The sequence below is a fragment of the Maridesulfovibrio sp. genome (assembly GCF_963676065.1).
Taxonomy (GTDB): Bacteria; Desulfobacterota; Desulfovibrionia; order Desulfovibrionales; family Desulfovibrionaceae; genus Maridesulfovibrio.
In genome coordinates this window covers 3,898,284-3,915,985 of the sequence record NZ_OY780933.1, presented here as the reverse complement: position 1 = coordinate 3,915,985, position 17,702 = coordinate 3,898,284, and the positions used below count along the sequence as shown (strand labels likewise).

The 17,702-nt window shown below is 46.0% G+C and carries 16 protein-coding genes; 8 read left to right on the top strand and 8 right to left on the bottom strand.

Features of this window, described 5'->3' with window-relative positions:
- Positions 1-30: 30 nt before the first annotated feature.
- On the top strand, positions 31-924 hold the full coding sequence (locus ACKU35_RS17580) for a selenium metabolism-associated LysR family transcriptional regulator (RefSeq protein WP_319761340.1): 894 nt from the start codon (positions 31-33) through the stop codon (positions 922-924).
- Positions 925-1,032: 108 nt separating this feature from the next.
- Here ACKU35_RS17580 and ACKU35_RS17575 read toward each other — a convergent pair whose 3' ends face one another.
- Genes ACKU35_RS17575 through mqnE form a run of 3 tightly spaced genes read right to left on the bottom strand, consistent with a single transcriptional unit; the run spans position 1,033 to position 4,063 of the window.
- Positions 1,033-1,857 (bottom strand): menaquinone biosynthesis protein, encoded by an 825-nt coding sequence (locus ACKU35_RS17575; protein ID WP_319761338.1) that lies wholly within the window; start codon positions 1,855-1,857, stop codon positions 1,033-1,035.
- Positions 1,844-2,947 carry a cyclic dehypoxanthinyl futalosine synthase gene (gene mqnC, locus ACKU35_RS17570; protein ID WP_319761336.1) on the bottom strand — a complete coding sequence of 368 codons (1,104 nt, stop codon included), beginning with the start codon at positions 2,945-2,947 and terminating at the stop codon, positions 1,844-1,846. The genes ACKU35_RS17575 and mqnC overlap by 14 nt, the downstream gene beginning before the upstream one ends.
- A 27-nt stretch (positions 2,948-2,974) precedes the next feature.
- Entirely contained in the window at positions 2,975-4,063 is a 1,089-nt protein-coding gene (mqnE, locus tag ACKU35_RS17565) for an aminofutalosine synthase MqnE (protein WP_319761334.1), read from the bottom strand.
- A gap of 91 nt (positions 4,064-4,154) precedes the next feature.
- Here mqnE and ACKU35_RS17560 point away from each other — a divergent pair, with 91 nt between their 5' ends.
- Positions 4,155-5,003 carry a 1,4-dihydroxy-6-naphthoate synthase gene (locus ACKU35_RS17560; protein WP_319761332.1) on the top strand — a complete coding sequence of 283 codons (849 nt, stop codon included), beginning with the start codon at positions 4,155-4,157 and terminating at the stop codon, positions 5,001-5,003.
- A gap of 109 nt (positions 5,004-5,112) precedes the next feature.
- On the opposite strand, the gene ACKU35_RS17555 is transcribed toward ACKU35_RS17560, so the two are convergent.
- The 4 genes from ACKU35_RS17555 to ACKU35_RS17540 form a co-directional block, all read right to left on the bottom strand.
- Positions 5,113-6,000 carry a DMT family transporter gene (locus ACKU35_RS17555; protein ID WP_319761330.1) on the bottom strand — a complete coding sequence of 296 codons (888 nt, stop codon included), beginning with the start codon at positions 5,998-6,000 and terminating at the stop codon, positions 5,113-5,115.
- Between the two features lie 139 nt (positions 6,001-6,139).
- A complete protein-coding gene (locus ACKU35_RS17550; protein WP_319761328.1) occupies positions 6,140-6,397 on the bottom strand; it encodes a hypothetical protein in 258 nt (85 codons plus the stop codon).
- Positions 6,398-6,491: 94 nt separating this feature from the next.
- Positions 6,492-7,007, bottom strand: coding sequence for a ribosome biogenesis factor YjgA (yjgA, locus tag ACKU35_RS17545; protein ID WP_319761326.1), 516 nt, complete (start codon positions 7,005-7,007; stop codon positions 6,492-6,494).
- A 207-nt stretch (positions 7,008-7,214) separates the two neighbouring features.
- Entirely contained in the window at positions 7,215-8,096 is an 882-nt protein-coding gene (locus tag ACKU35_RS17540; protein WP_319761324.1) for a DMT family transporter, read from the bottom strand.
- A gap of 652 nt (positions 8,097-8,748) precedes the next feature.
- Here ACKU35_RS17540 and ACKU35_RS17535 point away from each other — a divergent pair.
- The 6 genes from ACKU35_RS17535 (at position 8,749) to ACKU35_RS17510 (ending at position 16,411) form a co-directional block, all read left to right on the top strand.
- Positions 8,749-9,231, top strand: coding sequence for an Lrp/AsnC family transcriptional regulator (locus tag ACKU35_RS17535; protein WP_319761322.1), 483 nt, complete (start codon positions 8,749-8,751; stop codon positions 9,229-9,231).
- Between the two features lie 136 nt (positions 9,232-9,367).
- Positions 9,368-12,391, top strand: a complete 3,024-nt coding sequence (locus ACKU35_RS17530) for a proline dehydrogenase family protein (RefSeq protein ID WP_319761320.1) — start codon at positions 9,368-9,370, stop codon at positions 12,389-12,391.
- Positions 12,392-12,685: 294 nt separating this feature from the next.
- Positions 12,686-13,801 carry an MlaE family lipid ABC transporter permease subunit gene (locus tag ACKU35_RS17525; RefSeq protein WP_319761319.1) on the top strand — a complete coding sequence of 372 codons (1,116 nt, stop codon included), beginning with the start codon at positions 12,686-12,688 and terminating at the stop codon, positions 13,799-13,801.
- A complete protein-coding gene (locus tag ACKU35_RS17520) occupies positions 13,802-14,599 on the top strand; it encodes an ATP-binding cassette domain-containing protein (protein WP_319761317.1) in 798 nt (265 codons plus the stop codon).
- The gene (locus tag ACKU35_RS17515) at positions 14,596-15,744 is read left to right on the top strand and encodes an MlaD family protein (protein WP_319761315.1); all 1,149 of its coding nucleotides are present in this window, start codon (positions 14,596-14,598) and stop codon (positions 15,742-15,744) included. Before ACKU35_RS17520 ends, ACKU35_RS17515 begins: the two co-directional genes overlap by 4 nt.
- Positions 15,745-15,748: 4 nt before the next feature.
- The gene (locus ACKU35_RS17510) at positions 15,749-16,411 is read left to right on the top strand and encodes an ABC-type transport auxiliary lipoprotein family protein (protein WP_319761313.1); all 663 of its coding nucleotides are present in this window, start codon (positions 15,749-15,751) and stop codon (positions 16,409-16,411) included.
- A gap of 2 nt (positions 16,412-16,413) precedes the next feature.
- Here the strand turns inward: ACKU35_RS17510 and ACKU35_RS17505 are convergent, their stop codons facing one another.
- Positions 16,414-17,568, bottom strand: a complete 1,155-nt coding sequence (locus ACKU35_RS17505) for a diguanylate cyclase (protein WP_319761311.1) — start codon at positions 17,566-17,568, stop codon at positions 16,414-16,416.
- Positions 17,569-17,702 lie beyond the last annotated feature (134 nt).

The following is a 17,702-nucleotide window of genomic DNA, read 5'->3' as shown; positions in this document are numbered from 1 at the left end:
GATATAGATATTTTCGATACGAGAGATTATATGGACTTACGTCGTCTTGAAGCATTCTGCAAAGTTTACGAGTTAAAGAGTTTTTCCAAGGCCGGTAAAGAATTGTTTCTTTCCCAGCCTACTATAAGCGCACATATTTCAACTCTTGAGGAAGAGTTAGGAGTTCATCTTTTTGACCGCCTCGGGCGTTCAATTATGCCCACTCAGGCTGGTGAGGTCCTATTCCGCAATGCTAAGGATATCTACAACCTGATTGGCAAAGCTCATAATGAAATCAATGTCTTGCGCGATAAAGTTGTAGGTGATCTCGAAATCGGTGGAAGTACCATTCCTTCTCATTACCTGCTGCCGAATCTGCTTTATAATTATTGCAAAAAATATCCTGACGTAAGCGTACATTTATCGGTAGGTGATTCTACTGAAATTCTAGAAAAAGTTCGTTCAGGTGATCTTATCCTGGGTGTTGTCGGTGCTTCTGCGGATGTTCCGAATATTGAATTTGTGCCGATAATGCGTGATGAGCTTGTTATTGTCGCCCCTCCTGTACTTGTACGTAATTACGATGGTATTGATGACATCCAGCTTCTTGCTGAATTGCCTTGGGTTATGCGCGAAGGCGGTTCCGGTACCCGTAAAGCTCTTGAAGCAGGTTTGGCGGAAATGGGCACAAGCGTACGTGAATTGAACGTTACTGTCTGGGTGGAGTCCACACAAGCTGTTGTGCAGTGTGTACGAGCCGGGTTAGGCGTAAGCGTTACTTCCAGACTCGCCGCACAGTCACTTATCGATACTGGGGAGCTTGTGCATATTCAGGATCTGCCTCTCAACCTTGAGAGGAGTTTTTATCTTGCTTATCTGCAAGGTCGTGAATTTTTTCCTGCCGTACGTTATTTTATTGAGCACGTTAAGCAACTCGCAGGCTAGTCTGTGTAAGCATTTCACATACAGCTTCGCTAGAAGTATGACTCATAAGTAAAGGCCGTAATATCATATGATATTACGGCCTTTTTTAATTAAGGGAGAAGATTGGTTTTAAATCTCTATAAATTCCAAATCGGGAATGTGCGAGATCTGTTCAGTTTTAAGCAGATACTTGGCGAAGACTTTGAGACCTTCAATTTCTGTTTTTCCAAGATCATAGACCAGTCCATCGTAATATGAGCGGCTTTCTTCCAGATTAAGCATGGTTTTGTCTGCCGTCATCTGACATATCTGTTCAATATTGGCCTGTCCCCATTTTTTAGCACGGATCAAATCGCGAATTGCCTGCTTAACGTCTTCCCGATGGGCTGAGTCGCGTCGTACGGTCCAGATACCGAAGATGAAGGGCAGTCCTGTCCATCTAATCCATTCTTCACCCAGATCGAAGATGTAGGGATATTCTTCGTGCTTACGCAGATTCAGGGCTTCATCACCAATGCATAAGATTGCTTCAGGCAGTTCTCCTGCTTCAAGTATTTCGGTGGCGTTACCTGTCGTATAGCTGGCATTGAGAGGAATGTATTCACTGAGCAGGATCTTTAGCAAAGCCGCCGAGGTATGTGTCTGGGCACTGACCAGTACGTTGCAGCCCTTGAGTTGCTCCAGTGGTTTACGGCTGATCATTATTACAGATTGTACCGGTCCCCGGCTGCCGATTGCAAGGTCGGGCAGCAGCAGATACTGTTCTGAATGGCGCAGGTATTCGATACATGAGTTTGAAGAGATATGCATCAATCCTTCAGACATCATTTTGTTCAGCTTAGCAGGAGGACCATAGACGAATTCAAAATTGTTTTCGATTAATCCTGTCTCCAGCGGGTGATATATGGGTAGGACGTTCAGGTATGAAATTCGTCCGACTTTAACATTCTCCATTTGTTTGCTCCACGAGAGTGTAATCCATAAGCCGTTGTTTGGGCACAAATCCTGCTTTCTTAATCAGGTTGTGTATTTGCGCTTCAGAGAGTCTGAAACTTACTCCGGCCGCTTTCACTACATTTTCTTCAATCATTGTGGAACCAAAATCATTCCCACCGTAAAAAAGCGCTAACTGCGAAATTTTAGGACCCATAGTTACCCACGAAACCTGTACGTTATCGATGTTATCGAGAACAATGCGTGAGACAGCGAGCATACGCAGGTATTCGACACTGGTCATTTTGCGCGCATCAGGAATGTTTGTATTGTCCGGCTGAAAGGTCCAGGGGATAAACGCGGTGAATCCGCCTGTACGGTCCTGCACTTCACGTACAGCAAAGAGATGCTTGATGCGGTCAGCAGGTTCTTCCACATGTCCGAACATCATGGTCGCAGTCGTACGCAGACCAAGATTGTGTGCAGTTTCCATTACTTCCAGCCATTTGGCGGTGCTGCATTTATTGGGTGCGATTTTACTGCGGATTTCATCCACCAGAATTTCAGCGCCACCTCCGGGGATGGAGGCAAGGCCGGCATTGATTAGTCTTTCCAGAACTTCCTTAATGGAAATCCCGTTCAATTTACTGAAGTAAACTACTTCCGGTGGAGAGAAAGCGTGAATGTGGACCGGATAATTATCTTTGATGAAGCGGAGCATATCCTCATAAAAGGAAAGCGGCAGATCAGGATGATGCCCGCCTTGCATTAAAATCTGTGTGCCGCCCAGATCAATTGTTTCCTGAATTTTCTGGCCCAGTTCTTCTTTACTAATAACGAAACCGCCGTCTTGCCCGGGAGCCACATAAAATGCGCAGAAACGGCAACCGCAATCACAAATATTTGAATAGTTGATGTTGCGGTCGATTACGTACGTAACATTCGGGTCGGGGTGTTTTTTCATTCTTATAGAATGTGCAAGGCTGGCTAGATCGAAGAGGTCGGCCTTTTCCAGCAGGGTGAAAGCTTCATCAAAATTAATTCGTTCACCGGCCTCGACTTTTTCGCCTATGGCAAGAACTTCATCAGGGCTTTGAGTAAGTTTATTCATATTACACCTTTTTTGCCTCAGCAGGCATTAGATCTCATTAAAAGCAGCGTCACGCTCAACTGGTGTGAATCCGCATCCTGAAATCATTTCTTTTAATTCAGTGCGGCTCAAGCCCTGCTCAGATTCTGCCCCGGCCATGTGTCCAATTTTTTCCTCAACCACAGTGCCATCAAAGTCGTCAGCACCGAAATGCAGTGCGGTTTGAGCCTGCTTGACGCCAAGCATAACCCAGTATGATTTGATGTGGGGGATGTTATCGAGCATGAGGCGGCAGACTGCGATATTGCGCAATTCATCGACTCCGGTGAGGGGATTGTCGATTTTAAGCCTGCTGTTCTCAGTCAGGAACGGCAGAGGAATAAGGCAGCTGAATCCACCTGTCTTGTCCTGCTGGCGACGCAATTGGTCCAGATGATCGACGCGGTCTGCAAAAGATTCCACATGTCCGTAGAGCATGGTGCAGTTAGTCGAGTAACCCAGTTCATGGGCTTCTCCATGAATGCGCAGCCATTCCTTACCGGGAAGTTTGCCCGGACAGATTTTGGCACGGACATCGGGATTAAAAATTTCAGCTCCGCCTCCGGTCAGCATCTCTGCTCCGGCTTCTTTAAGTCGTTTGAGAACCTCAACGGTAGAGATCCCTTCGGACGTCGCAAAATGGGCTATTTCAACTGCTGTGAATGATTTTATGGATGCCTGCGGAAGAAGTTTCTTTATTTCTACGAAGGTCTCCTCGAAAAAAGAAAGCGGAATATCATGATGGCATCCGCCGACAACATGAACTTCGCGAGGGGGTATGGGCGCTTTTTCCAGCTTCTCGAGAATCTCTTCCCGGCTAAGTTTGAATGCACCTTTTTCCTCGGGCTTGCGGGCATAGGCACAGAACAGGCAGCCGTTCACACATATATTTGTATAATTAATGTGGCGGTTGATTACGTAATATGTCTTGTTGCCATGCAGCTGTCTTCTGCGAATAGAGGCCAGTGCGCCGAGGGCATTAAGATCGGGACAGTTGAAGAGGGTCATCCCGTCCTCGGTGGAAATACGTTCCCCGGCAAGCACTTTGTCGAGGATACTGCCGAGTCCGGCTTTATCGAAATAGTTTTTTGAGATCATTTATATTCACCTTTGTTCAGCCGTAAATAAAAGTCGCTTCCAGTCATGTCAACACTGGATTTTAGGCTCTTAAAAATATAAAACATTGTCCATGAACAAAATATTGAAATTGGGCTATTCGCCCTGTCCGAATGATACTTTTATTTTTCATGCCCTAGCCAGCGGGGCTGTCAGCATCGATCCCTTCAAGCTGGATGTTACTCTAGCTGATGTGGAAGAACTCAACTCCATGGCCCGTTCCGGGAAGATGGATATCTGCAAGGTTTCCGCCCATGCCGCCGCGCACATAATGGATGAGTATGTCCTTTTGCGTGCAGGGGGAGCGATGGGCCGCGGAGTAGGACCTTTGCTGCTTACCGGAGCACCTTGCACCATTGCAGACCTCGATGGCAAGCGTATTGCCATACCGGGGCGTCATACCACTGCAAATCTGCTTTTCAGTCTCATGTGTCGTGAAGCCGGAATAAAAGTCAATTTGGTGGAGATGGTTTTTGATCAGGTGATGCCTGCCATCAAAAGCGGCGAAGTGGATGCCGGGGTGGTAATACATGAAGGACGTTTTACCTATGCAGACTTAGGACTCTCTAGATTGGCTGATCTCGGTCAATGGTGGGAGGATTTTTCCGGCCTGCCGATCCCGCTCGGTTCCATCGCAATAAAGCGTTCTCTCGGAGCGGAAACAGCTTCCCTGATTAATGCTGCTATCCGTAAATCCCTGACTCTTTCCCATGTGGATAGGGAATCCGCATGGCCTTACATTAAAAAAAATGCTCAGGAAATGGACGATGCCGTAATTAACGAGCACATTGAGACATTTGTGACTGATTATTCCATGGATGTAGGTGATGAAGGTGAGCAGGCTGTTTCGCGTTTACTTGAAGAGGCAGCGCGGATGGATGGTATTGACCTGCCTGATCTACCGGTTTTTATAGAAATATAAACAGTACAAACTGCCCTGAAAAAAACGCAATATCTGCCTAGATATTGCGTTTTTTTATTCAGTCGAGCCCGTCGGAAGGTTTATTATTCACGACGGAGATTATGAAAAATTATTCACTTTTCTTGTCCTGACTTAAAATGACACCGCCCATGACCAGCGCGGCGGCCAGAAATTGCGTGGGGGTGAAAGTCTCATCAAGGATGGACCAGCCGAAGAAAAGCGTGAATACCGGAATCAGATTGACATAGGCGGTGGTCTGGTTGGCCGGAAGTTTAGACATTCCGAAGTTGTACAGTCCGTAAGCACCGATGGTGATGCATATTCCAAGATAAATGATGCTGCCCGCAGCCAGAGGATCGAAAAATGTAGGGAGGTTGGTGGAGGGCAGGGCTAGAAGCGGTAAATAAAAAATAGCCCCGATGAAGGCCTGCAGCGCGGTCAGGAAAAGAACAGGATAATGGGCAGTCATTTTTTTCAGCACGGTCATGTAGCCCACAGCGCAGCACATAGCTAGAAATTCAAAAAAATTACCGAGTATGGGATCGGGAGCACTTTCCGTGGATTCCGAAGAAAGTGACAGCCATATTCCACCGCATACAGCCAGCGCAAACCCGATTAATGTCCTGCGGGTCAGGTCCTCTTTAAGTATGAATCGTGCGGCGACAGCCATGAGCAAGGGCAGGGTGGCGCAGATCATACCGGCCTGTGAGGCAGAGGTCATGGTCAGGGCCTGACTTTCAAATATGAAATACATGCACGGTTCGCAAAAAGCCATGAAGACAAGCCATTTGAAATCACCCTTGCGAAAGGTTTGTTTCTTGAATTTCGGGATGAAAAACATGAAACAGAGCGAAGCCAGCATCATCCTTCCGAATATAACGAAAGTAGGATCATAAACCGCCATGGAAATTTTCAGCGCAATAAATGAGCTGGACCAGAGCAACACGGCTGTGATCAAAGCAATAACTGCGATGTATGGAGATTGGAGAAAGGACATTGCGACCCTCGCGGCAATAGATTTCAAGATAGGGAAACTTGCAATAGAAGTTGTTATTTATTTTGTCAACAAGCTAAAAAATAAATCCCCGCAAGCCTAAGCCTGCGGGGATTTAAGGTGCTGTAGTTACAGTCTTAAATTATCTTGTCCATGCAAGGAGGTTGAACGGGGTGTACTTGTTATCAGGGTTCTCAGCATATCGGCAACCGAGATTTGAATCATCACGTTTGTTGGCGATATCGCATTCAGATCCTACATAGTGCGGACATTTATTGTTGTTACATACAACAATAACACCCCAGCCAGATTCCGGAGGTGCGATCCAGGGGCTGAGTTCTTCGCCGCAGTGTGGACATGTCCTTTCTTCTAATTCTACACCACTAAAGGTATAAGTCACGGTGTTTCTCCTTGATTGTTTACTTGGAAACGGAACTGTGAATTAATTCACAACATAAGTAAAATAAGATTGAATTTTATGTAGTCAAGCCTGTTTACTCAGATAGTTCACGCAGGATCTTAAAAAGAGCCCGTGCGGATTTAGGAGGCTTGGATTTATCTTTTTCTTTTCTGGCATTGCGGGCCAGCTGGGAAATTCTTTGGCGGTCTGCTTCCGGATACTTTTCCATGATTTCATCGAGTACGGAAAAGTCGCCTTCAACGAGCCTGTCGCGCCATTGCTCAAGGGCGTGAAATTTTAAATTGTCGGCTCTGTTCCCTGTTTCGATATCTTCAAGAAAATCTATAAGCGGTTGCGAGTCTATGTCACGCATGAGTTTTCCGATGTACTGGACTTTGCGTCGTTTCGCTTCGTGAGCTGTTATGGTCATGGCATCCAGTACTTCATCGATGAAGTAGTCTGGCAAACCGCATTTCTTAACCAGCTCAGGACCGAGATTCATCAGCTTTTCCGCCTGCTTCTGCAGCGCGGTCATCTCACGTTTTTTCTGCGATCTGCTAGGACCGGAATAGTCCTCTTCTTCATTATATAAATCATCTGTATCGTACATATTTAATGCCTCCGGCGTTCAGAGGGAAAAGCTTGTGCTACTGCTCAATTCGCTGTGAATTTTCCCAATCGTTATGATAATTGTATAAAATATTTTTGTTAATAAAAATGTTATAGGCTTCTCGTGTCCTGCTGCAAAAAGCTTTTCAGAAATGCAGGATACGTTGAGAGATGCAGAATGCAATCTTTCATTTTTTTTTGCTCAAGTCTAGCTTCGGTTGGTCAGCCAGACGCCAAAAATAGTCAAAGCTCCGCCCGTAACGAGAAAAAGATCAACAGGTTCTCCTAGCATGATAGCCCCAAGTGCTACGGCGGTGACCGGTACAAGATTAATGAATATACCTGTCTTGGATGGTCCTATCACCTGTATGGCTTCAAAATACCAACTGAATCCGAGGCTTGTTCCAAGCAGTGCCAGATAGATGATGCAGCTGTAGTCAATAAAAGATGCACTGATTATTTCGGACATTAACCCGTGGTAGAGGGCGGGTCCAAGAAGCATAAATGTACCGAACAGGCAGGACCAGAAAACGGTCTCGATCGGGTTTATCCTTCTCATTACCGGTTTTCCGGCCAATGAATATGCAGCCCAGCTTAGCACGCAGCCGATAATACAGAGATCACCCAGGCTGGCTCCTTCAGTAATTATTGATATTGGGTTGCCGTGCCCGATAATGGTACTGACTCCGGCCAGTGCCAGTATGAATCCGGCAATTTTCCAGGCTGTGAATTTCTCCTTGAAAATAAAAGCCGAGCCAAGAGCGATAAAGGTTGGTGTGGCGGCAATGATTAGTGCTGCTCTGCCCGCAGTAACGGTCTGCAATCCACTGAAAAAAAGAATATTATACAGGAAAACTCCGGTTAGGCTGAGAAAAGCCAGCGGGAGAATATCCTTTTTTTCGCATTTCGGTTTACGCCCGTTAATTCGGCAAGTGAGGAAGTACATGAATATAGTAGCGAAGAAAAAGCGCAAAAAAGCTGCTGAATATGGGGTCAGGTGTCCTGCGAGGATTCTTCCGGCGACCCAGGTTCCTCCCCAGAAGACTACTGATCCGATGAGTTTGAGGTAAAGTAGAGCAGGTGATGACATGTTTGATTCCTATTCTGTATCTATTGATGCTGATTTTAAAATAGACCCTTACGATTATATGGTGTTAACCGTCAATTAGTGGATGGTTTATGAATAATATTCTTTTATTCTTCTGGTCCTATCGTTGAAGATATTGCGGATTTACTATTTTAAGCACTATTAAATGATGGATGCTGTGAAAAAACAAAGTGTAATTGGGGAACTCGAATATTGTTCGGAGGGGTTGCTTTGTTCTGCTTTATTGCCTATTATACGAACTTAATTCGTCAAGTCCCATTTGAAATCACAAATTCCGTCCGGCTCTTATTCGCAGTTTTCTGCTTTTCCGAAATCAGACCTCTGTATTATTAGTTTTCAGCATTGTATGACTGTTTTTTTCAGCATTCGGTGTTGTTTTGGCGGTATATAATGTACAAAAATGTTCTTTTGCTTGTCGAATTATTACAATTTTGATTGATTTTTTAATCAAGTTGCTGTGCATTGTACATTTACATTTAGTAAGAATCAGTAGTAAATTCTGGTGTGCATAGGGTGTACAGAAATTAATTCGTTTATATTGTTGTTTTGCTTAACTTTTAGTGTTTATTGCTCTGTTGATGTGTGATTTCTTCTTGACAAAACCTTTAAAATTGAATTTTATTCTAAAAAACAAATGAGTAAGAGAAAGATTGACGAAACTGATCGTAAAATTCTGACAATACTTCAGAATAGTGGCCGGGTCTCCAATGCCGATATCGCAAGAAAGGTCGGTATGGCTCCTTCTGCAGTTCTCGAGCGTGTCCGCAAGTTGGAACGTAAGGGAGTGCTTACCGGATATGAGGCTATTGTTGATCCCAAGGCTGTTGGCCGTTCCCTTACCGCCTTCATCTTTGTTAACGTTAATGAAGGCGTCGGCGCCACCTCCACAGGTGAAGAGCTTTCCCGGGTTCCGGGAGTGCTGGAAGTGCATTACTGCGCAGGAAGGGACAGCTATCTCATTAAGGTCCGTTGTGAAGATACTGACGGATTGGCCATTATGCTGGGGCAGATCGGAAGGATCGAAACAGTCAGGGATACTAATTCCACCATCGTATTGAACACTATCAGGGAGTCTCGGGCAATTCCTCTTGAAGAGGAAGAATATTACGAATCATAACAGACTGTGCAAATCCCGTGAACAGGCTCGGCAGAGTGGGCCTGTAGCTTCCTGTTAAGTCAGGGCTGGAGTGATTTTTAGTCGGTCTGCAAATATGATTTCGGCGAACCATTAAAAATCTCAAGGAGAGTCAGGTATGAATACAGAAGTCTCCAATCTGGACAGCAAAGTAATAGAACGCGGGAAACAGTTTTTTGATTCCATCTCCGGTGAAGCTCCTTCAATATTTAATAAGGGTTGGTGGACAGGTAAAGTAATGGACTGGTCCATGAAAAATGAAGATTTCAAGGTCCAGATGTTCCGTTTTGTTGATGTTCTGCCGTACCTGAACACTTCCGAGTCTCTTTCCAGACATATTGAAGAATATTTTGCCGGTGAAGACAGCAATATTCCCGATGTTCTCAAATGGGGTGCAACCAAAACCGGTTTCGGCGGCGGTCTTGTTGCCAAGGTGCTGAACAAGACCATTCGTTCCAACATTGAAGGAATGGCCCGTCAGTTTATCATCGGTCAGAAGTCAAAAGAAGCTGTTAAGGGTATCCGTAAGCTGCGCAAGGACGGTTTTGCATTCGTGCTCGACCTTCTCGGCGAAGCAACCGTTTCTCACGAGGAAGCGATCGCCTATCGCAACGGTTATCTAGAAGTTCTCGATGCAGTTGAAAAAGAATACAAGAAATGGGATGCCCTTGATGCGTCCGGTGATCTTGATTGGGGACATGCTCCTAAAATCAATGTCGCAGTAAAACCTTCCGCTTTTTATTCCCAGTCCAAGCCTGTCGATCTTGAAGGTACCGTGCAGGGAATGATGGATGCTATTGAGCCTGTCTATAAGAAAATTATGGATATGGGCGGCTTCATGTGTATTGATATGGAAGCTCTTAAATATAAAGAGCCTACCGTTGAAATGTACAAAAGGTTCAGGAAAAAATATCCTGACTATCCGCATCTCGGTATTGTTTTTCAGGCCTACCTGCGCAGTGTGGACGATGATGTCTCCGATATGCTGAGCTGGGCCCGCGAAGAAAATCTCCCCATATCAATCCGTTTGGTAAAGGGTGCTTACTGGGATTATGAAACCGTACTGGCCAAGCAGAACGACTGGCCTGTTCCTGTATGGACCCACAAACCTGAATCCGACATGGCATATGAACGTGTGTCGCGGATGATTCTTGAGAATCACGACATCTGCCATTTTGCCTGTGCATCTCATAACATCAGAACCATCTCCTCGGTAATGGAAGCTGCCAGAGAGCTGAATGTTCCCGAAGAAAAATATGAATTTCAGGTCCTTTACGGCATGGCGGAACCTGTTCGCAAGGGGCTGCGTAATGTAGCAAAGCGTGTCCGTCTCTATTGTCCTTACGGCGATCTCATTCCGGGAATGGCTTATCTCGTCCGTCGTTTGCTTGAAAACACTGCCAACGAATCTTTCCTCAAACAGACCTTTGCAGATGAAGCAGACATTTATCGTTTGCTGGAGAATCCTGAAATTACCCTTAAGCGTGAACTGGAAGCCAAACCGCCTAAGAAGAAAAAAGAACTTCCCGAAGGTGCGTTGGCCCGCTTCAATAATTTCCCGCCTGCTGACTTCACAGAAAAAGAACAGCGCGATGCTTTTCCTGCAGCCATGGCTAAGATCCGTCAGGATTTTGGAAAACGCTACCCCCTCTATATCGGTGGGCAGGACGTTGTTACCGACGATTCCCTTGATTCTTACAACCCAGCTGATCCTTCGGAAATTATCGGCTCAGTATGTCAGGCCGGAACTGCTGAAGTGGATAAAGCTGTAGCTACCGCCAAGGAAGCTTATCTGGACTGGCGTAATGTCGATCCTAAAGAACGTGCTCAGTACCTGCTCAAAGCTTCCCAGTATCTTAAGGACCATATTTATGAACTTTGCGCTATGCAGGTCCTCGAAGTCGGTAAGCAATGGGATCAGGCTCAGGGTGATGTAGGAGAAGCCATTGACTTCATGGAATATTATGCCCGTGAGATGATTCGCCTCGGCACTCCCAAGCGTATGGGTAATGCACCGGGTGAATTTTCCCAGTATTTTTATCAGGGCAAGGGAGTCGCCGCAGTAATCGCACCGTGGAACTTTCCGCTGGCAATCAGTCTGGGCATGGTCTCCGCAGCCATTGTTGCCGGATGTCCCGTTGTTTACAAGCCTGCCGGAATATCCTCAGTTGTCGGCTACGGCATAGTGGATATGTTCAAGGCCGTCGGTCTGCCTGACGGTGTGTTCAACTACTGCCCCGGACGCGGTTCGGTAATGGGCGATCATCTTGTTGATCATCCTGATGTTTCTGTAATCGCTTTCACCGGTTCAATGGAAGTTGGTCTGCGTATTCAGGAACGTGCGGCCAAAGTTCAGCCCGGTCAGGAGCAGTGCAAAAAAGTTATCGCGGAAATGGGCGGTAAGAACGGTATCATCATTGATGACGATGCTGATCTTGATGAAGCCGTAATCGGTGTTCTCTACGCTGCCTTCGGTTTTCAGGGGCAGAAGTGTTCGGCCTGTTCCCGCGTAATTGTCCTTGATTCCATTTATGACCGTTTCATTCATCGTCTCAAGGAAGCTGCAGCATCCATTAAGCTTGGACCTGCCGAAGATCCTGCAAATTATATGGGGCCGGTTGTCGATAAGGCAGCCCAGAAAAACGTGCTTGAGTATTGCAAAGTTGCCGAGGAAGAAGGCAATATCGTCATTAAGCACGAGGCTCCTGCCGAATACCTCGAGAAGGGCGGTTGCTACACTCCGCTTCTAGTTGTGGACGGCATCAAAAAGGAACATCGCATCGCACAGGAAGAGGTTTTCGGACCGGTTCTTTCCATCATGCGGGCCGGTAATTTTGATGAAGCGCTGGATATTGCCAATTCTACAAAGTTCGCGCTTACCGGGGCTGTCTATTCCAGAAGTCCTAAAAATCTTGAAAAGGCTTCCCGTGACTTCCGGGTCGGTAACCTTTATCTGAACAAACCAAGTGTAGGTGCTCTGGTAGAGCGTCACTCCTTCGGGGGATTCAAGATGTCCGGTGTCGGCTCCAAGTCCGGTGGTCCCGATTACCTGCTTCAATTCATGGACCCGCGCCTTGTTTGTGAAAACACCATGCGTCGCGGTTTCGCACCCATCGCCGATGATGATGACTGGATCGCATAGTTTTATTTAAAGTCGAGCTTGAGGCGGAATCCAAATCAAGCTGACTATTCGGAATGTGCCGGATTAAAGGCTCAAAAAAAAGGACAGGAACGAAGCGTATTTAGACATACGCGAGTTTCTGTCTTTTTTTGCTGTAACGCCGCAGATACCGCTTTATCAGCAGTAGGGAGGCCGCGATATCCTATGTATATTGCGGCCTTTTTTTTGGAGATGATTGTTTTAAACGTATTCTTGCTTTTCATTCCCGAGTACACCTGCTAATTATCACAATATATCATTGTAAAAGAGTATGAGATGTCTGCAGGTAAAATAAGATTTAAAATATCAGGTTCAACCATGACCGTCTCCGGCCATCTGGATGCCGAAGGGGCAGGTGAAATCTGGGATGCTGCCCGTGCTGCCGTTTCCTCCGGGGGGACTGTTGTGGAATGTGCAGGGATAGACTATCTGGATGGCGGGGGAGCTTCATTATTTATGATGATGCAAGCCGGCTGCCGGGACCGGGGCAGGACCCTTGCGGTCAATGGCCTTCGTCCTGAATTCACTTCTTTTCTGGATCTATTCGATTTTGAAAAGGCGGCGCCTGCTCAGGAAAATGAAACAGGTAAAGGCGGATTACGCAACTGGGTAACCTCTATTGGAATTTCCGGTCAGGCTGTAGCCGCAGATATGCGTGAGCAGATTGAATTTACCGGCAACTGTGTCCTTTCTTTTTTGGCTTTATCAACACGTAAAAGCAGGTTGCGCTGGCCAGATTTCTGGCTGACCTGTGAGAAAGTAGGCGTAGACGGCCTGCCGATTATCCTTTTGATCGGTTTTTTGATGGGACTGATTATGTCCTTTCAGTCCGCTGTTTCCCTGATGCGTTTCGGCGCTGAGATCTTTGTGCCCAACATGTTGGGACTTGTCATGTTCCGTGAACTCGGTCCCATGGTCACTGCAATTCTCCTTGCCGGGCGTACCGGTTCCGCTTTTGCGGCAGAGCTGGGCACCATGAAGGTCAACGAGGAACTGGATGCCTTGAACACTATGGGGCTTAATCCGATCAGCTTTCTTGTCTTACCGAGGGTTCTGGCAACAGTCTGCATGACCCCTTTGCTGACTCTTTTTTTCAACTTTATGAGTCTGGTCGGTGGCGCATTGGTAATGCTTTCCATGGGGTACCCTTTAAGTACTTTTAGCGGACGTGTGTTTGCAAACGTGCAATGGATGGATTTTTCCGGTGGAATGGTCAAGGCTGTGGTATTCAGTTTTCTTGTCGCCGGAATAGGCTGCCAGCGAGGATTGGTTACCAAATCCGGGGCAAGTGCGGTTGGTGATTCCACCACAAGCGCCGTGGTCAGCGGCATTATATTGATAGCTGTTTTTGATGGTATTTTTGCGGTAATATTTTTTCTGGCGGGTATATAATTGAATCAAACCGCCAATAATATAATTAACGTTCGTGAGCTGACCTGTTCGTACGGTGAAGCTGTCATCATCGATAAAATTTCCTTTGACGTCAGAAAGGGTGAGATTTTTATTATTCTAGGCGGTTCCGGCTGCGGCAAAAGCACCGTGCTCAAGCATATGATCGGACTTTACCCGCCTGCTAATGGGCAGATCCTGATTGATGGCGACGATATCGGTTCAGCGTATGGCGATAAACGTCTTGAAATTTTGCAGCGCATCGGGGTTATGTATCAAATGGGGGCGTTGTTCGGTTCCATGACTCTGCTGGAGAATGTACGGTTGCCATTGGAAGAGTTCACTTCCATGCCCCGTGAAGCCATGGATTATGTTGCGCGGATGAAGCTTTCGCTTGTCGGGCTGGAGACATCCGCAGATAAGATGCCCTCAGAACTTTCAGGCGGTATGCTGAAGCGCGGAGCAATTGCCCGGGCCATGGCTCTGGACCCTAAAATACTTTTTCTTGATGAGCCGTCAGCCGGGCTTGATCCTGTAACTTCAGCAGAACTGGACGAGCTTATCCGCAGCCTCTCCCGCTCTCTGGGGGTAACATTTGTGATTGTAACCCATGAGCTTCAATCTATTTTTTCTGTTGCGGACCGGGTGATCATGCTGGACAAAAATACTCGCGGAATTATTGCTCAAGGTGACCCGAGAATCTTACGCGATGAATCGGAGCATCCGCAGGTTCGCAGATTTTTTCATCGCGAAGTTGAAGTAAAAGCCGGGGAACAACCGCAGGCTACGGAGAATATATGAGTCGGAAAACTAATCCCTTCAAACTGGGGCTTTTTATAATTATCGGCATTCTGCTTTTTGTCGCAGTGCTGGCTATTCTGGGTGCGGGAAAGATTTTTGAACATAGTGTAAAGATGGAAACCTATCTCAATGAATCCGTTAACGGCCTTGAAGTGGGGTCGCCCATCAAATTCCGTGGTGTAAAGATCGGTTCCGTTGCCAGTATTGAATTTGTTACTGACCAGTATGTGGATATCGATCAGAGCGCGTTGCGTTATGTCTATATTCTCGGCGATCTGAATCATTCCATGTTTGCAAGCAAGGAAGGCAAGGATCTGGTCCATTCTTTAAAAAAAGAAGTTCAGCGTGGGCTTAGGGCACGGCCTGTCTCGCTGGGGTTGACCGGACAGCTGTTTCTTGAAATTGACTATGTGGACCCGAGTAAAAATCCTCCGCTGGAAATTACTTGGAAGCCCAAGTACTTGTATGTACCCTCGGCCCCGTCTACGCTTAGTAAGGTTGAAAGCGCTGTGGCTTCTATCAGCGATACACTGGAAGATATCAATAAAGCCAATATTTCGGAAGCCATCGAGGATGTCCGCCAAGTCGCTCAGGATTTGAGTACCTTCCTCAAAAATGCCGATACCGGCGAAATAAGCAAACATCTGACCGGGACTTTGAGTGAGACTGAAAAGTTTATGACCCGGATTAATCAGCTTCTTTCGGATCCTACAGTGGACACTCTTATGCCTGATGTTGCAGTTGCGGCTAGAAACATGCGTATGATTATGGAAAAATCTTCCGGTGACATTGTGGCTGCCATGAAAGATATTCGGATGGCATCCGCGAGTGCGAAGAACGTTACCGGAGGCATGGAAAAATATTTATCCGGTCCCCAGGGCAAACAGACCCTTGCCGATCTTTCTAAAACTCTCAATAATATCAGCGAAGCTTCAGACAGGATAAAAAGTGCCGCCACAAGATTTGAGTCAACACTTTCAAGGGTGAATATGACTGTGGCCGGTCAGCAGGGGAATATTGAATCCATTCTGGATAATATTCGCAGGTTGATGGAAAATCTGCGTGAACTCAGTAACGAAGCCAAGCAGTATCCGGCCGGGGTCCTCTTCGGAGATCCCCCGAAAAAAGGAAGAAGCGGGAAATAGTACAATGAAAAAAAGTACAAATACTATGTGGGCGATTTGCAGGATTCTTATCGTCGCGGCTGTTTTCACAGCATGCGGGCTGAGTGGCTGTGTTAAGCTGGAACGTCCGAGTCTCGACCGCAAATATTTTACCCTTGATGCGAAAAGGGAACAAAAGGATAAGAATTCCATTCATTCGACTCAGAATCTTATTGTGCGGAGAGTAAAAATATCGCCTCGATACGAGGATAGTGATCTGGTCTACAAGATAGGTGAGAACGGTTTTGAGGCCGACTACTATAATTCTTTTTTCGTTCCCCCTGCATCGATGGTTACTCAAGACTTGCGGGTCTGGATTGGTGAGTCCGGTCTTTTTGCCAACGTGCTGGGCCCGGACAGTATGGGAACAGGAGATCTGTTGCTGGAAGGGGTGGTCAACTCAATTTATGGTGACTATTCAGCTTCGGAGCATAAGGCCGTATTAAATATGCAGTTTATTCTGTTGGATAACAGCAATGCCGATCTGCCCATAATTTATTCCCGCAATTTTGATCGTGAAATTCCGATTAAATCAAATGGGGCGGACGTTCTTGTCAGGGCCTTCAATGAGGGGCTTACAAGTATTTTTGCTGAGTTGGAAAAGGATTTGGGCGAAGTAATCAGTAAGAGAAATTCAAAATCAGAATAAGATTATTCACAGGAAAAATAGATCCTGTTTTTACCTTTTATCTTGCAGCGATACATATTGTCATCAGCCCGTTTAATAACTTTTTCCAGTGATTCATCGTTGGTGAATTCCGCAACGCCTATGCTGACGGTTTTGTTTACCGGAGTTCCGTCTTGGGGATGGTATTTATAATTTGCGAAGGCGACGCGGATCTTCTCCGCAACTTTTATGGCTTCCTGTCCGCAGGTTTCGGGAAGAATAACCATGAATTCTTCTCCGCCGTAACGGAAGGCTTTATCTCCACTGCGGATGGTCTCCCTGATGATCGTTCCGATATATTCCAGAACCTCGTCTCCAGCAGCGTGACCGTAGGTGTCGTTAAACATTTTGAAGTCGTCTACGTCCATGAGTAGAATGCTTAAGGGCTGTCCTGTTTTACGGCTTTTGAAAATTTCTTTTTCTGCCACGTCGAGCATGTGGCGGCGGTTGTAGAGTCCTGTCAGTTGGTCCGTTATACTCATGAATTTAAAGCGTGCTTCACTTTCCTTCAGCTTTCTCTGCGCATTTTTTCTCTCTGCTATTTCCTGCTCAAGGGCATAATTTTTTTCGTCAAGTTGGTGTAGCAGGGTAGCCAGCTGAGCGGCGTTATCTTCCTGAAGTTCTTTAACTTCCATCAATTCTTCGATGAGTTCTTCGCGACGCTGTTCAGCTTCTTTCTCTGCACTTACATCATGTATTATGCAAATACAGTTTTCATGTTCGGCATTGCAGTCATTTAGTGTAGCTACGGACATGTCGACAAAGTGCTTAGATCCTTCTTTGTCAATAATTTGAAGGCTGAAGTTGCTTTTTGAGGTTGGGCCAAGGAAGAGAGTACGCAAGTAGTTTCGGGCTTCTGTATCTTTTTGGGGTACTAGTATTTTATAGAGGAACAGATCGGCGCATTCCTCCGGGCTGTAGCCCGTTATTTCTGTAAAAGCAGAGTTGGAAAAAAGTATCTTGCATTCCCGGTCAAGGATGACAATAGCAGAAGCGGCATTTGCAAATAAATGCTTGAAGCGGGATTGCTCAATATCTGGACATATAAGATTTAATGACTTTTTTAAATCGTTATGCCTGTCTCTGAGCTCGGCCAACTCTGAATAAATAGACTGAGAATTTTGTCGATTCTTCATCATAAAATACCCCTAAACTTTACTCCACCCTATTGAAAGAAACTTTTACGCTGATTTGAAAACTAATCAAGTATTTTTTGGATAAAGTCGCGGGTGTCTCTATATTTACTTGCACTTTATGAGTTTTTAGACAAATA

What these genes read in the sequence shown, in the direction of transcription:
- ACKU35_RS17580 (WP_319761340.1), top strand. Translation starts at nt 31, where the DNA reads ATGGACTTACGTCGTCTTGAAGCATTCTGCAAAGTTTACGAGTTAAAG.
- ACKU35_RS17575 (WP_319761338.1), bottom strand. Translation starts at nt 1,857, where the DNA reads ATGGAGAATGTTAAAGTCGGACGAATTTCATACCTGAACGTCCTACCC.
- mqnC (WP_319761336.1), bottom strand. Translation starts at nt 2,947, where the DNA reads ATGAATAAACTTACTCAAAGCCCTGATGAAGTTCTTGCCATAGGCGAA.
- mqnE (WP_319761334.1), bottom strand. Translation starts at nt 4,063, where the DNA reads ATGATCTCAAAAAACTATTTCGATAAAGCCGGACTCGGCAGTATCCTC.
- ACKU35_RS17560 (WP_319761332.1), top strand. Translation starts at nt 4,155, where the DNA reads ATGAACAAAATATTGAAATTGGGCTATTCGCCCTGTCCGAATGATACT.
- ACKU35_RS17555 (WP_319761330.1), bottom strand. Translation starts at nt 6,000, where the DNA reads ATGTCCTTTCTCCAATCTCCATACATCGCAGTTATTGCTTTGATCACA.
- yjgA (WP_319761326.1), bottom strand. Translation starts at nt 7,007, where the DNA reads ATGTACGATACAGATGATTTATATAATGAAGAAGAGGACTATTCCGGT.
- ACKU35_RS17540 (WP_319761324.1), bottom strand. Translation starts at nt 8,096, where the DNA reads ATGTCATCACCTGCTCTACTTTACCTCAAACTCATCGGATCAGTAGTC.
- ACKU35_RS17535 (WP_319761322.1), top strand. Translation starts at nt 8,749, where the DNA reads ATGAGTAAGAGAAAGATTGACGAAACTGATCGTAAAATTCTGACAATA.
- ACKU35_RS17530 (WP_319761320.1), top strand. Translation starts at nt 9,368, where the DNA reads ATGAATACAGAAGTCTCCAATCTGGACAGCAAAGTAATAGAACGCGGG.
- ACKU35_RS17525 (WP_319761319.1), top strand. Translation starts at nt 12,686, where the DNA reads ATGTCTGCAGGTAAAATAAGATTTAAAATATCAGGTTCAACCATGACC.
- ACKU35_RS17515 (WP_319761315.1), top strand. Translation starts at nt 14,596, where the DNA reads ATGAGTCGGAAAACTAATCCCTTCAAACTGGGGCTTTTTATAATTATC.
- ACKU35_RS17510 (WP_319761313.1), top strand. Translation starts at nt 15,749, where the DNA reads ATGAAAAAAAGTACAAATACTATGTGGGCGATTTGCAGGATTCTTATC.
- ACKU35_RS17505 (WP_319761311.1), bottom strand. Translation starts at nt 17,568, where the DNA reads ATGATGAAGAATCGACAAAATTCTCAGTCTATTTATTCAGAGTTGGCC.